A 14,504-nucleotide genomic window follows, 5' to 3' on the forward strand; every position below is an offset into this window, starting at 1 on the left:
GAAATGTATCAGTACGCTATCTTGACAAGAAAAATGTTCAATATGTGGCAAACTATGAATAATTAGTCCATAGAATGGCCCACCAGATCAACGCCCCCATCCCGAGTGCAACCATCACAACAGCAGACCCTAAATCTTTTGCTAAGCCGGCCAAGGCATGAAACTCTGTTCCCGCACGATCAACAACTGCCTCAATAGCAGTATTGACTAGCTCAAATGCCAGTACCAACAAGCAGGTACAAATTAAGGCTGCTAACTGTATTGGCGTCTCTGCAACTACAAAAGATAAAGGGATTAAAACAGCGCTTGCCCAAGTTTCATAACGAAAAGCCGGCTCTTGTGCGTACGCGGCTTTGAGCCCTTGCCATGAGTATATAGACGCATAATAAAAGCGTTTAAACCCTGTGTTTTTTGTTGTAAACCCGTTTTCTTTCTCAGCCATATCGCTTTAAAACCTTTAAATAGACGATGCTCCGATTAAGGCCTTAGGCTAACATTTACCCTAAAGATACCCAACCATTATCAAGCTTTATGCAGCGCAAAAAAATCAGACAGTATATAATCTCGTCCGAGATCTAACATCACCTTTAATGCACCCACTTAATACGATAAGCCCTACACATTAATGACCATAGCTAAAGATACGCTAAACCGTCGTTTCACGGTTGCACCCATGATGGATTGGACAGATAAACACTGTCGTTATTTCCATCGTTTACTCAGTAAAGAAGCGGTCCTCTATACAGAGATGGTGACTACCGGCGCACTTATTCACGCAGAAGCCGACCGTTTTCTTCGTTACAACAAAGAGGAACAACCGGTCGCACTTCAGCTCGGTGGCAGTAATGCCGCAGAACTGGCGCAGTGTAGCAAGATGGCTGAAGATTATGGTTACAATGAAGTGAACCTTAATGTTGGCTGCCCAAGTGATCGTGTGCAAAACAATATGATCGGTGCCTGCCTAATGGAGCACCCACAACGGGTATCTGATTGTCTTGAACAGATGCAAGCGGCTGTCGATATTCCTGTTACGATCAAGCATCGTTTAGGGATTGATGATATGGACAGCTATGATGAGCTAAAAGAGTTTGTTGACGTTGTCCGTCAATCAGGCTGTAAAGTCTTTATTATCCACGCTCGAAAAGCGATTTTGCAGGGACTGAGCCCAAAAGAGAACCGCGATGTGCCACCGTTAAAATACGACTGGGTCTATCGCATTAAACAAGAATGTCCAGAGCTTGAAGTCCATATTAACGGTGGGATTAAAACCATTGAACAATGTCACACACATCTGCAACATGTTGATGGTGTAATGTTAGGGCGCGAAGCGTACCAAAACCCCTATTTATTAGCAGAGGTCGATCAAGCTTTTTATGGCAGCACTGCGCCAATCATTGGCCGCAAAGAAGCTGCGTTAGCTATGATCCCTTATATTGAGGGCCAATTAGAACAAGGTGTCAGCTTAAACCATATAGTGCGCCACATGTTGGGGCTTTTTCATGCTCAACGGGGCGGTAAACAGTTCCGACGCTTTATTAGCGAAAATGCCCATAAACCTGGAGCCTCAATTGAGGTACTCTTAGCAGCACTGGAACGTGTACCCGATTAGAAAACGGATTATTAGATATTATGACAACGCAGTTAGAACAGCTTAAACAGATCACGACCGTCGTAGCCGATACGGGCGATATTGAAGCCATTGCTCGTTTTACGCCAGTGGACGCAACGACTAACCCCTCTCTTATGCTAAAAGCAGCCGAGTTGCCGCAGTATCAATCACTCCTTGTTACCGCTAAGGAATGGGCAACAGGTAAAGGCGGTTCTGAGCAGGAACAACTGGACAACATGACTGACCGCTTAGCGGTTGAAATTGGTCGTGAGATTCTTAATATCATTCCCGGCCGTATCTCTACCGAAGTTGATGCACGTTTGTCTTTTAATACCGAAGCAACCCTTGAGCGTGCACGTAAACTGATCAGCCTTTACGCTGAAGCTGGCATAGGTAAAGAGCGCATTCTGATTAAGATCGCCTCAACTTGGGAAGGTATCCAAGCGGCGCGTCAGCTAGAGCAGGAAGGTATCAACTGTAACTTAACCTTGTTGTTTAGTTTTGCCCAAGCTGCGGCCTGTGCGGATGCGGGTGTTTTCCTTATCTCCCCTTTTGTCGGCCGTATTCTTGATTGGTATAAAGCCAATGAAGAGGGTGATTTTAGCGGTGCAAATGACCCCGGCGTTCTATCCGTTACCAATATCTACAACTACTACAAAGCCAATGGCTACAACACTATTGTGATGGGCGCGAGCTTCCGTAATATTGGTGAGATCCAAGAGCTAGCAGGTTGTGACCGTTTAACGATTGCTCCAGCGCTAATGCAAGAGCTAGAAGATAACAATGCAGCACTGCCCACTAAACTCTCAGCCGCAAATGCAAGGTCTGAGCAGGGTAAGTTATCCCTAAGCGAAGCTGAGTTCCGTTGGATGATGAATGAAGATCCAATGGCCACAGAGAAGCTAGCCCAAGGTATTCGCAGCTTTGCCGCCGACCAAGTTAAGCTAGAACAACTGCTGGCAAAGATCTAAACACTACGCACTATCCCCATCGCCTCTAACCGGCGGTGAGCATTAAGAGGCTAACCTTTTCTGAAGGTTAGCCTTTTTTATAGCGTTTTATTTTCCCTGCTGTTTTTCATGGGCGTTTTTCATATTTATCGGCTCTGGCATATTCGCTCTGGCACTCGTTCCGAGCATAAAGGTGAGCTCCTACAGAAAAGGCCTTGCATGTAGGAGGCCAACCTTTGGCCGAAGGGTTAAGAAAAAATACTCTAGTTCCTGTCTATACTGATATTCATATGGTTCATGACTTTTCTCTACATAGTTCATGACTATTCTCTACATGGTTCATGACTGTTCTCTACATAGTTCATGACGTATAAGGAGATCCGGTATGCCTAATACAACACAGGCGCGTATTGAAAACAGCGTTCTACTCCCCTGCCCTAAACTGATGTTATTCGACTGGCATGGTACGCTGGTTGATACCCACCAAGCGATGTATCAAGCCATTGAAGAGATGCTAGCTCAACTTGATGAATTGGACTTAGTACGTCACCTCCTACCTGAAGAAGATGCCAAAACAGAAGATGATGAAAAGCTGATCCGTTATATACGTATCTATCGCCACCTTCATCCCCGTGTATTAGCTGAACAGCGCATCTCTAGAACAGACGTTTTCGATGCCATATTTGGTGATAATGATGAAGCCAACCAGATCGCTCACAAAGCCTATAACGATTGCTACCGTCATCACTATGGCAGCGTAAAACCGTTCCAAGATGGAATGTACGAATATCTCATCTATCTTAAAAAACTTGGGATTAAAATTGGGGTCGTTACCAACCGTAGTCGTGAATTTCTCGACCCTGAATTAGCCCTAGTTGAGGGTGGTCGATGGAAAGATCTCTTCGATGTAACCTTATGCGGCGATGAGATGCAGCGTTACAAGCCTGCGCCGGACGCTATGCTACAAGCCGCAAAACAGCTAAATTTAAAGGCTGATGAGCACTTATGGTATGTAGGGGATAGCGTCACCGATATGATGACCGCGACTAAAGCCGGCGTCACTCGTGTTTTCTATAACGGCGCACTCTGGGCACCCCATTGGTTTGAGCAGGTTTTTGCCGAGCACGCCCACCATCGCTACGATCCCGATATTATTATTGATGACTTTGATGAACTACTCGATCTAGTGTTAGCTAGTAAGAAAACCGAGCTATCTCCAACGCTACTTTCTGAACGCCCTGCTCGATTACCGCCCCGCCAACCTAAAGCGGAACACAAAGAACCTGACTGGCACCCTGCGGTTGCAAAACTGACCTACCCTAAAGTGATCCTCTTTGATTGGCATGCCACACTGGTGGATACCTTAGATGCGATGTATCACGCCGTAGATGATATGTTGAAAGAGTTAAAAGAGCTGGGGTTATTAGAGCACCTAGTTGATACCGCTAAGTGCAAATCCCCTGATGATCAACGCCTCGTCGAATATGTCCGTGATAATTTAAGCCTTCACCCGAAAATAAAGATCGACCGTAAAATATCCCGTACTGATATTTTTGAGATTCTCTTTGCTGATAACCATGTGGCAAAAACCTTAGCTCACAAGGGCTTCACAGAGCATTACCGTAAATACTATGGAACCGCCCTTCCCTTTGAAGCGAAAGTAAAAAACATGCTTGAAGGGTTGCGTAAATTAGGCCTTATTGTTGGTGTTATCACCAATAGAGATCGTGAATTTTTTGTCCATGAACTCAACACCGTCGATGGCGGTTGGGCCCATCTATTTGATACCGAGATCTGTGGCGATGATACGGTTGAGCGTAAACCCCACACAGACCAAATACTAAAAGCAGCCGAGAACTTAAATATCCCCCTCGGCGCCGACATTTGGTATGTAGGCGACAGCACTACTGACGTGATTGCCGCCAAATCAGCGGGGATTACTAGTGTATTTTTTAACGGTGCCCAATGGGATCTACCTTGGTTAAACAAGATTTTCCCCGGTACTGAACGCTACCCTTATAAACCTGATGTCGTTGTAAATGACTTCTCTGAATTTTGGGCTTTAGTGCTCTCATGTCGAAAAAACAGACCAAGAAACGAATGAGTCGTTGGCTATGCCACCAGATAAATATACGCAATAAACGCCACCCAACTCAGGAGTAAAAGCGCCCAAGGGAGTTTGCTTTGCTGATAGATAACGTCTGGTGTCAGGGCGCTGTCGTCCGTTTGCTGCGCAGTCAGGCTGCTCGCTTTTTCATTCAACTTACGTTTCTGTTTATCTAAAGCGCGCGCTTTTTCCTTATTGCGTTTTTTATACTCCTCAATCCCTTTTTGAATACCTTGGGCAATCAACTTGGTTTGCTCTTTTGTCTGGCCTGGCTTTTGTGTCGCCTTCGCCACCTGCATCGCTTCAGCAACCACTTCATCCGATACCTTTAATTTCTTCGCCATACATGCTCCTAAGATTTGGCATCTATTATCACTGTAAGTAAGATTGAATAACAGGCTCGATTCTAAATCTGATCAACGACGAGTCAGAGCATATTCATATAAACTCGTTATACTACTCGCTCCTAAATCAACAGCTTACTTAAGGATATATAACATGGCTGGCTCCAGCTTTTTCGCGCTAATTGATGATATTGCAACCCTGCTGGATGACGTAGCGAGTATGACAAAAGTCGCCGCACGAAAAACCGCAGGCGTATTAGGTGATGATTTAGCTTTAAATGCTGAGCAAGTCTCCGGTGTTAAAGCTGATAGGGAGCTACCCGTTATCTGGGCGGTTGCTAAAGGCTCTTTGCTGAATAAAATGATTCTTGTGCCTGCTGCTCTAGCCATTAGTTACTTTATTCCATGGCTTATTACGCCCCTATTAATGCTTGGCGGACTGTTTTTATGCTTTGAAGGATTTGAGAAAGTATTCCACGCCCTATTCCACTCGAAAGAATCAAAAGAAGCCCATCATAAAGAACTTAAATCGGCGATTGAAAATACAGATGTAGACATTGTTGAATTTGAGAAACAGAAAATAAAAGGCGCTATTAGAACTGATTTTATCTTATCCGCAGAGATAATCGTTATTACTTTAGGCACAGTGGCGGGCGCTGCACTACTCACCCAACTCTCCGTATTAATTGGTCTTTCTTTTATTATTACCGTAGGTGTATATGGCATAGTGGCGGGCATTGTTAGGTTAGATGATATGGGGCTCTATTTAATTCGTAACCCTGATAGCGGCCGTTTTCAGAAAGCCTTAGGTCGAGGAATCTTATCCGCTGCGCCAAAACTGATGAAAGCGCTTTCAATTATCGGCACGATCGCCATGTTTATGGTGGGTGGTGGAATACTTGTTCATGGTTTACCTTTCTTGCATCATTTTATTGAGCAGGTAACAGACGGTTCCGGCACTATATTAATGGTCATTGTCTCCACGCTATTAGAGGCATTAAGTGGTGTTATTGCTGGTGCACTTGTTCTTATCCTTGTTCAGGCCATTAAAGCAATTATCCCTAGTAAACTAACAACAGCAGAATAATACTAATCATAAAACGGCTGTTTATTGACCCTATGATTAAGGATAGCTACCTCCTCCTTTAAATACTTATGTAGCTATCCCCTTTAAAGCAAACCGCGTATCGCCTGTAACAATGTGCAAATATAATGCTTAAATATCTATAGCTGGAGCAAGACCTTGTCCGACTCTCACTCTCAACATTTATCACAATCGATCCAGCGTATTCAGTTACTTATCAATCGAAAAGAGGTAATTGAAGCTTGGTTGCATAGCCAGAACAAACAGCCTAAACATTCGCTCGTGGAATCATTAACCCACAGACAGCATTTAACCGAACTTGGCCAGCTCATTAATCGGTTACACCCTGCAGATACCGCTCTACTCCTTGAATCTATTCCACCAGAACAGCGCCCTTTGATCTGGCATTTAATTGATGAAGAGAAAGCAGGTGCTGTATTACTTGAGCTGTCTGATTCAGTAAAACATGAGCTCATTAACCACTCTGACACTCAGATTCTAACCGCCGCTGCCCAGCACCTTGAAAGTGATGAGATCGCCGATTTAGTACAAGATCTGCCAAAAGATGTGGCCCCTGATTTACTCTTCTCCCTATCAAGCGAAGAGCGTGACCGCGTCCGTTCCGCTATGAGTTTTCCTGAAGAGTGCGTTGGCGCTTGGATGGAGTTTGATATGCCCGTTGTCCGTGATGATATATCACTCGATGTCGTACTAAGGTTTTTTCGACGCCAAGGATCTCTGCCTGATAACTCGGGTCAGATCATGGTCATTGATGATTATGGGCATCTAAAAGGAACCCTCGCATTAGAGGATCTATTAACCCATAGTGGCGACTTACCTATAGCCGATGTTCTCGACGATAAGCCCATTACGTTTCACACTAATAGTTCTGCCGAAGAGGCTGCTCGCAGCTTTGAGCGCTACGAGTTAATTGTCGCACCGGTTGTTAACGCCCATAACAAGCTCGTAGGTATACTGCGTGTCACCGCCTTAATGGATTTAATAGCGGAACAGGCCCATAAAAAACTACTCCTTAATGCGGGTTTGAATAAAGAGGAAAACCTATTTGATCCTATATCAAAGTCCGCAAAAAACCGCTGGCCTTGGATCGCCCTGAACCTTTTAATTGTCTTTATTGCTTCACGTATTATTGATCAGTTTGAAACTGTAATTACCCAAGTCGTCGCACTAGCAGCCCTACTCCCTATCACCGCTAATATTGGCGGTAATGCAGGAAATCAAGTGGTTGCGTTAGTTATACGCGGTTTAGCTACAAAACAATTAACTGCAAGCAACACGCTGCAACTACTAAGAAAAGAGCTTTCCATCTCCCTTATGAATGGCCTTATATGGGGCTGCATTACCGCTTTTATTACCTATCTTCTCTATAGCAATATTTACCTTTCTTTAGTCATGATGCTCGCTATGTTAAGCACTATGTTGTTTGCCTCCCTTATCGGAGTAGCGATCCCCATTGCATTAAAACGTCTTGGACAAGATCCCGCCTTAGGCAGCAGCGTTATCATCACAGGTACTACCGATACATTGGGCTTTTTAATATTCTTAGGGCTCGCCGCTGTGATTTTATAAAACCTTCGGCCAAAGGTTGGGGTTCTATTTAGGAGCTCACCTTTACGCCCCCAACGAATAAATAACACAGCTACACCAAAAAACGCGCCGCCAACTAAGCGGCCAGCTCAGCCGATAAAAAACTCCTACAGTGCTAAGGTTAAATTAAGACTTTTTCTTATATTTACCATCGCTAATTAACCGTATGATTGGGCCTATCCTGTTAACTCAATATTTAGCTGTTATTGATAACCTTTCCTCTACAAGGAATGTAGAAAGTTATGTCCAGCGTATCCTTAAAACTCATTAAAGATTTAGATGATTTTAAATTCATCTATTACTGGGCTTGCCCTCATAGCGGCCAAATCAGCCCTAACCTGCCAACCTTACTGCATGCAAGTGAATGGTTAGTTGACTACCAAGCTAAAAAATATCAAAACACCGAGCGACGAAAATCTACAACAGACCGTCGTAGACGAGCTTATAAATCCAGCTCACCCGATATGGAACTCATCTATTCAAGACGTATTAATCCAGAAGGTCGGCGCGTAACCGATAGACTTCCTACCGTTGACTTAGATATGACGCCGGATAAATGCAGGGAAGTGAGGGATCAATTTATAAACTAATGCAAATAATGCGGTGTTAGATATATCCTCTCTGCCGAAAAACACACATAAAAAAAGCTGAACCCTGTGAATAGATAGACTCAACCCCATTTAAGCGGTCCCACTATCGTCAACAAACAGCTGTTCAGCTTTATTTTAAAAGGTGGCCAACCTAATGGCCTCCTTCAACAATGCCCTTAGTCGTTGTAACTAAGCAACCTTGCTGGCTTTCTCTTGATCCGTTAAGTACTCATCATAGGTACCTTGGAAGTCGATCACTTTATGATCCTTTATCTCAAGAATACGCGTCGCAAGTGATGATACAAATTCACGGTCGTGGCTAACAAATATAATCGTACCATCATAATTCGCTAAACCATTATTCAACGCTTCGATAGATTCCATATCTAAATGGTTGGTTGGCTCATCTAAGATCAAAACATTTGTATCTGACATCATCAGTTTGCCAAACAATAGACGGTTTTTCTCACCACCTGAACATACTTTTGCTTTTTTGTTGGCATCATCTGCTGTGAAGAGCAAACGCCCCAACATACCACGTACCGCTAGATCATCATGTTTTGGTGTACGCCATTGCGACATCCACTCAAACAAAGTCAGGTCATTATCAAATTCATCACTACTATCTTGTGGGCAGTAACCGATCTCTGCATTTTCTGCCCATTTTATTTCACCATGATTCACGTTAAGTTCGTTAAGCAAGCAACGTAATAAGGTTGTTTTACCAACACCGTTCTCACCGATCACCGCTAACTTAGCACCCGCTTCAAGAATCATATGGCCGCCAGAAAAAAGTACTTCGCCATCAAATCCATGGGAAATATCTTCAATAACTAACGCTTGGCGGTGCAATTTTTGATGCTGTTTCATCGTAATATAAGGCGCAACACGACTGGATGGTTTAACTTCATCTAGTTTTATTTTTTCCATGCGTTTAGCACGGGATGTTGCCTGTTTAGCTTTTGATGCATTGGCAGAGAAGCGGTTTACAAACTGCTGAAGATCGTCTATTTCAGCCGCTTTCTTAGCATTGTCCGCATGAAGCTGTTCACGAATAAGCGTAGATGCTGCAACAAAGTCTTCGTAGTTACCTGGGAATATACGCAACTCACCATAATCTATATCAGCCATATGGGTACAAACTGAATTCAAGAAATGACGGTCATGGGAGATGATAATCATTGTACATTTACGCTGGTTCAATAGCTCTTCAAGCCAGGTAATCGTATGAATATCCAAGTTGTTGGTCGGCTCATCCAATAACAGGATATCTGGATTAGCAAACAACGCCTGCGCCAAAAGAACACGTAGTTTCCAACCGGGAGCAACTTGGCTCATTGGGCCCCAATGCAACTCTTCTGCAATACCAGCTGAAAGAAGGATCTCACCCGCACGACTTTCTGCGGTATAGCCATCCATTTCAGCAAACTCACCTTCAAGGTGGGCGACCTTCATTCCATCTTCTTCAGACATCTCAGGTAAAGAATAGATACGATCACGCTCTTGCTTAACCTTCCATAGAGGAGCATCCCCCATGATAACGGCATCAATAACGCTGTACTCTTCAAAAGCGAACTGATCTTGGCTCAGTGTGCCAACGGTATAACCCGGTGTAATGGAGACATTACCGGATGTGGGTACCAGCTCCCCACTGAGGATCTTCATAAACGTTGACTTACCACAGCCATTCGCACCGATAAGACCGTAACGGTTACCATTACCAAACTTGGCTGAAATGTTTTCGAACAAAGGCTTAGAGCCAAACTGCATGGTGATGTTTGCGGTAGAAATCAAAAGAGAGGTACCTAAGAGATAATATGAAGAACACAGGCCCCTACAAAAGGCCTAAATATGGGAGGCGCACTATAAAGATTTATGCCCGAAATGTCGAGGTAAATCGTACAAGAAACACACAATTATACGTATAAAAATTGCCGGCGGGCCTCCCCTATTATTAAATATTTATGCTTTATATTTGTGAAAAACAATCACTCTGCTCCGTTTTAAGTTAAAGAAACGGAGATGATGAATTCACTGAGCAACTTATACCTTTGATCCACTTTATATAGAGTCAGATAATTAGGTCATAAATAACATGTCGCTAGTACTGCACTAAAAACCATTAGATTAACAATAGAGCGCCTTTATAGACGTACTACTCAAGAAATGCTTTTCACGCCTTACTTCTCTTTAGGTAACACGCATATCTTTTGAACGCGCCCCTTTTCCTACTCTATTTTTTGAGGGGGGAGCTTTCTTCTTAACTTATCGTTAGTCATATTTCTGCAAAGTTCCAGAGGTACTATCCATTTGCCTCTCAACTATTAGGTAGAACCCCAACATGGAAAATAATCAAGCGGTACTTCCCAAGCAAAACGAGTATCAAAACTATCTACAATGGATAATGGTTAGCTTTTTAGTCTACTTATTGATCTGTGCTGTTGGCATGATAGGTAGTGGATTTAAAATGGCCTCGGCCGGTCATGCGAGTGAACTCTTTTCTTTCGCTAGCAATCCTTTTGCAGGGCTTGTCGTTGGTATCATAGCCACAGCATTAATTCAGTCATCGTCTACCGTCTCCTCAATTATTGTGGGGCTTGTGGCTGGTGGCCTTCCTGTAGAGCTTGCGGTTCCTATGATTATGGGGGCCAACGTAGGTACATCTATCACGAACACGATCGTCTCCCTTGGTCACGTCCGTGCGAAAGAAGAATTCAAGCGCGCTTTTTCAGCCGCAACCGTACACGACTTCTTTAATTTACTGTCTGTAATGATTTTCTTACCATTGGAAATCGCCTTTGGTCTTTTAGAGAAAATAGGCAGTTGGTTATCAAGCCTATTTTACGGTTCTGGTGACTCATCGATTAAGAGCTTTAACTTTGTAAAAACAGCAACAGCCCCAGTCGTCAATACAGTTAAAGATGTAACCCATTCTTTCGGCGATCAACTTGGCGGTATTGCGTTGATCTTAATTGGTATTGGTCTCATCTTTATTGCCATTACCATGGTCGGTAAGTTGTTGAAAAAGCTGATGGTAGGCAAAGCTAAAGATATTATGCACACAGCGATTGGTCGCGGACCTTTATCGGGTATTGCATCAGGTACTTTAGTCACTATTTTTGTCCAATCATCATCTACAACCACATCCTTAATGGTGCCACTTGCAGGCTCTGGCGCATTCAAATTGAAGGATATTTATCCATTCACGTTGGGCGCAAATATTGGTACTTGTGTGACAGCCGTACTTGCAGCCACCGCTGTGACAGGTAACGCACAAGCGGCACTACAAATCGCCTTTATTCACCTTGTTTATAATATTCTAGGTGTCGTGCTAATTTATGGTCTACCACTACTAAGAAATATACCGGTTAAATGTGCGGAAGCATTAGGTGGAATAGCGGCTGAAAATAAACTTGCCGCTCTAGGTTATATTTTAGGCGTGTTCTTTGTCGCCCCAGCCCTTTGTTTGGGCATTAGCAGCCAACTTTAATTAAGGGGAATCCTATGAGCAATTTACAAATATTGTCCACTGAGAGACTAAACAAATTAATCGATGAAACACAGCTAACACTGCAAGAGTTAAAGCAAGAAGTGATTCGTCGTGAACATCTCAAACAAGAGCATGAGATCAAAGATTTAGAGCACCACATGAGTAGTGCGGAGTTCAATTTGAATAGCATTAAGAATTTTATTGCTTATCTTCTTGAAGAATCCAAAAAGAACAAATAAATACAAAGAGAGAATAATAAAAAACCAATTTCCGAGATGGGAATTGGTTTTTTTTGCTTTACATCCCTAAAAAATAATAAGCTTAGCCCGCCACCAACCTAAGCCCTCGCGTATTTTTCTAAAGTCTTCGCGTATTTTTCTAGTGTGCAACCTACCAAGGTTTATTATCTTAAATATCGAGGTACAGCCGCACAAAAAGCCTTCCCTTCACAGGACTATAACTCATCTCGAATTAGCAAATTTCACTAGACCGAACCTACAGAAACTTATCAATATGTATTGTTTTAGATCAAATAAGCAGAACTTAAGTATCAAGCATATGATTTTACTGATTTTAATATTGCTTTTCATAATGTAGTTAAGTAGTTTCGCTACATCGTAAAATAAAAGTTCATCACTTTAGGTTGTCTTTACAATGCCCTCATTTTTCCGTGATTCCTCTATAGTTAAACAGCTTACCTACATAATGTTAGTCATCGTTGTAGTTATATTTACAACATTAAACGTATTTATAAACCGTGAAGTTGATAATGCTTTCATGGAAACCGTTAAGCGATCAGTCGAGCAGCAGGTGGACCACCTATCTCATAATATTGATTTTTTTAATCAAACTCTGCGCCAACAAACCGCTGAACTTGGCTCAGCTTTTTTCAGTATGTTCCCCGGTGAAATCACTACAGATGACTTTCTTAAAGACTATGTAGGTCAATACGAAGTGCCTCTATTGGTAAATAATGGAGAGGTTATTAGCAACGATTTCAGCAAAGCGGACCAATTTAGCGAACTGACCGGTGCTACTGCGACTATATTTATGCGTGTAGGTGATGACTTTTTGAGAGTGAGCACCTCTCTTCGTACGGCTGATGGAAAACGCGCTATAGGCACGATGCTCGATAAGACTCACCCTGGATATAAACAACTTATTAGCGGCGATGAATATATAGGCCCTGCATATATTTTCGGCCGTCACTACATGACCAAGTATGTCCCCTTTAAAAATGAGAATGGCGACGTAGCGGGCCTTTTTTATGTCGGTTTAGATTACACCTCACATTTAGATGCCCTTAAAGAATCTATTACTCAACTTAGTATTGGTAAAAAAGGTTACGCTTACATTGTTAATCTAGAAGAAGGCGAACACTTTGGTGAGCTAGTTTTACATCCGAACAATAAAGTAAACAAAATATCTGAGATCTCTGAACATGGTAATGAACTGCTAGAGATCATAAAAAATAACCCACGTGGTACTCGACAGTTATCAGTAAAAGCCCCTGATGGAACAATACAAAATCAACTGATCGCTTTTACACAAAACACACAGTGGAATTGGGGCGTGGTTGTTCAAAGTGATACCGCCGAGTTAACTCAAGCTAAAGACATTTTACTGGTAGAAATGACCGTTATCTCGGTTATCAGCGCCATTGTGATCACCCTACTTCTACTTATTACCTTACGTACTCGTCTTCAACCTATCGCTCAAATATGCAACTACATGCAGGCGATTGGTAAAGGGGATCTAACCACTGTTATCAGTACAGATATGGGTTCCGAAAACAGTCAAAATGAGATCCACTTACTCAGCCGCAGCGCCAAAGCCACCGTTGCAGGGTTACGTAATGTTACTCAACAGTTAAACAACACTATGCAGACAATAACGACACACCTCAATACAGTGTCAGGCGGTATCACCCGCTTAAATGGGGATTTAGATCGCCAACAACAAGAAACAGAGATGGTCGCCTCCGCTATATCTGAAATGACAGCAACCTCCGAAGAGGTTGCAAGTAATGCAGCCTCTGCTGCTCAACAAACACAGCTAGCCAATAACGAAGCTAAAAATGGTGATCAGTTAGTACAACAGGTTGTTAGCTCAATCGAAAGCATCTCTAGTGAAGTGAATGAACTTACCGGCATGATTGAGCAAGTTGAATCTAACAGTAACGCAATCGGCACAGTGATGGATGTGATTCAGAATATAGCTGAACAAACCAATTTACTGGCCCTAAATGCGGCGATTGAAGCAGCACGAGCAGGTGATGCTGGACGTGGTTTCTCGGTTGTTGCTGATGAAGTGCGTAACCTTGCCCAGCAAACAGCCAACTCCACTACCGAAATCAGAGAGATGATCGAGCGTCTACAAGGCAACACTCGTAATGCTGTAGAGCGAATGGAGCTAAGCAACGATAAAGTTAAGTGCAGTGTTGATATGACCTCTCAAGCTGGGGAAGCACTGACCGCTATTACCGCCTCAGTTACCAATATTTCAGATTCGAGTATGCAGATCGCATCGGCCGCTGAAGAGCAAACTGCCGTGAGTGAAGATATCAGTCGCAATGTTGAAAATATTAGTAACATCGCGATGGAAACCGCTCAGTCAAGTCAACAGATGGCCAATGCGATCTACGAATTAGATAATGCGGGTAAAGAACTACAACGTGTAGTGAACCTGTTTAAAACCTAATCAATAACCGAAATCAGCAACC

12 protein-coding genes are annotated in these 14,504 nt (G+C 43.0%); 9 read left to right on the plus strand and 3 right to left on the minus strand.

Annotated features, from left to right (window positions below):
* Positions 1-52 precede the first annotated feature (52 nt).
* Positions 53-442 carry a diacylglycerol kinase gene (locus tag Q4486_RS05520; protein ID WP_067866797.1) on the minus strand — a complete coding sequence of 130 codons (390 nt, stop codon included), beginning with the start codon at positions 440-442 and terminating at the stop codon, positions 53-55.
* A 183-nt stretch (positions 443-625) separates the two neighbouring features.
* Between Q4486_RS05520 and dusA the strand changes: the two genes are divergently transcribed.
* From dusA to Q4486_RS05535, 3 genes are all read left to right on the plus strand, one after another.
* Entirely contained in the window at positions 626-1,609 is a 984-nt protein-coding gene (gene dusA, locus Q4486_RS05525; protein WP_303416668.1) for a tRNA dihydrouridine(20/20a) synthase DusA, read from the plus strand.
* A gap of 20 nt (positions 1,610-1,629) precedes the next feature.
* Entirely contained in the window at positions 1,630-2,580 is a 951-nt protein-coding gene (tal, locus tag Q4486_RS05530; RefSeq protein ID WP_303518656.1) for a transaldolase, read from the plus strand.
* A gap of 364 nt (positions 2,581-2,944) precedes the next feature.
* Entirely contained in the window at positions 2,945-4,663 is a 1,719-nt protein-coding gene (locus Q4486_RS05535; protein WP_303518657.1) for an HAD family hydrolase, read from the plus strand.
* A gap of 8 nt (positions 4,664-4,671) precedes the next feature.
* Here the strand turns inward: Q4486_RS05535 and Q4486_RS05540 are convergent, their stop codons facing one another.
* Positions 4,672-5,010, minus strand: coding sequence for a DUF2956 domain-containing protein (locus tag Q4486_RS05540; RefSeq protein WP_303518659.1), 339 nt, complete (start codon positions 5,008-5,010; stop codon positions 4,672-4,674).
* A gap of 154 nt (positions 5,011-5,164) precedes the next feature.
* On the opposite strand from Q4486_RS05540, the gene Q4486_RS05545 reads away from it, so the two are divergent.
* The 3 genes from Q4486_RS05545 to Q4486_RS05555 all read left to right on the plus strand — a co-directional run bounded on the left by Q4486_RS05545 (position 5,165) and on the right by Q4486_RS05555 (position 8,292).
* Positions 5,165-6,097, plus strand: a complete 933-nt coding sequence (locus Q4486_RS05545) for a DUF808 domain-containing protein (RefSeq protein ID WP_303518661.1) — start codon at positions 5,165-5,167, stop codon at positions 6,095-6,097.
* Between the two features lie 156 nt (positions 6,098-6,253).
* Positions 6,254-7,684: a magnesium transporter gene (gene mgtE / locus Q4486_RS05550; RefSeq protein ID WP_303518662.1), complete on the plus strand. Its 1,431-nt coding sequence runs from the start codon at positions 6,254-6,256 to the stop codon at positions 7,682-7,684.
* A 260-nt stretch (positions 7,685-7,944) separates the two neighbouring features.
* A complete protein-coding gene (locus tag Q4486_RS05555) occupies positions 7,945-8,292 on the plus strand; it encodes a hypothetical protein (protein WP_303416674.1) in 348 nt (115 codons plus the stop codon).
* 189 nt (positions 8,293-8,481) lie between these two features.
* Here the strand turns inward: Q4486_RS05555 and Q4486_RS05560 are convergent, their stop codons facing one another.
* On the minus strand, positions 8,482-10,086 hold the full coding sequence (locus Q4486_RS05560; RefSeq protein WP_303416675.1) for an ABC-F family ATPase: 1,605 nt from the start codon (positions 10,084-10,086) through the stop codon (positions 8,482-8,484).
* A gap of 547 nt (positions 10,087-10,633) precedes the next feature.
* Here Q4486_RS05560 and Q4486_RS05565 point away from each other — a divergent pair.
* The 3 genes from Q4486_RS05565 (at position 10,634) to Q4486_RS05575 (ending at position 14,482) form a co-directional block, all read left to right on the plus strand.
* A complete protein-coding gene (locus Q4486_RS05565; RefSeq protein WP_303416676.1) occupies positions 10,634-11,782 on the plus strand; it encodes a Na/Pi symporter in 1,149 nt (382 codons plus the stop codon).
* Between the two features lie 14 nt (positions 11,783-11,796).
* A complete protein-coding gene (locus Q4486_RS05570; RefSeq protein WP_067985494.1) occupies positions 11,797-12,021 on the plus strand; it encodes a hypothetical protein in 225 nt (74 codons plus the stop codon).
* Between the two features lie 415 nt (positions 12,022-12,436).
* Positions 12,437-14,482 (plus strand): methyl-accepting chemotaxis protein, encoded by a 2,046-nt coding sequence (locus Q4486_RS05575; RefSeq protein ID WP_303518664.1) that lies wholly within the window; start codon positions 12,437-12,439, stop codon positions 14,480-14,482.
* Positions 14,483-14,504 lie beyond the last annotated feature (22 nt).

It is taken from the genome of Neptuniibacter sp. 2_MG-2023 (assembly GCF_030547495.1).
Lineage (GTDB): Bacteria > Pseudomonadota > Gammaproteobacteria > Pseudomonadales > Balneatricaceae > Neptuniibacter.

Bases quoted from the DNA above. Each gene is read 5' to 3' on its own strand.
- Q4486_RS05520 (WP_067866797.1), bottom strand. From the start codon at position 442: ATGGCTGAGAAAGAAAACGGGTTTACAACAAAAAACACAGGGTTTAAA.
- dusA (WP_303416668.1), top strand. From the start codon at position 626: ATGACCATAGCTAAAGATACGCTAAACCGTCGTTTCACGGTTGCACCC.
- tal (WP_303518656.1), top strand. From the start codon at position 1,630: ATGACAACGCAGTTAGAACAGCTTAAACAGATCACGACCGTCGTAGCC.
- Q4486_RS05535 (WP_303518657.1), top strand. From the start codon at position 2,945: ATGCCTAATACAACACAGGCGCGTATTGAAAACAGCGTTCTACTCCCC.
- Q4486_RS05540 (WP_303518659.1), bottom strand. From the start codon at position 5,010: ATGGCGAAGAAATTAAAGGTATCGGATGAAGTGGTTGCTGAAGCGATG.
- Q4486_RS05545 (WP_303518661.1), top strand. From the start codon at position 5,165: ATGGCTGGCTCCAGCTTTTTCGCGCTAATTGATGATATTGCAACCCTG.
- Q4486_RS05555 (WP_303416674.1), top strand. From the start codon at position 7,945: ATGTCCAGCGTATCCTTAAAACTCATTAAAGATTTAGATGATTTTAAA.
- Q4486_RS05565 (WP_303416676.1), top strand. From the start codon at position 10,634: ATGGAAAATAATCAAGCGGTACTTCCCAAGCAAAACGAGTATCAAAAC.
- Q4486_RS05570 (WP_067985494.1), top strand. From the start codon at position 11,797: ATGAGCAATTTACAAATATTGTCCACTGAGAGACTAAACAAATTAATC.
- Q4486_RS05575 (WP_303518664.1), top strand. From the start codon at position 12,437: ATGCCCTCATTTTTCCGTGATTCCTCTATAGTTAAACAGCTTACCTAC.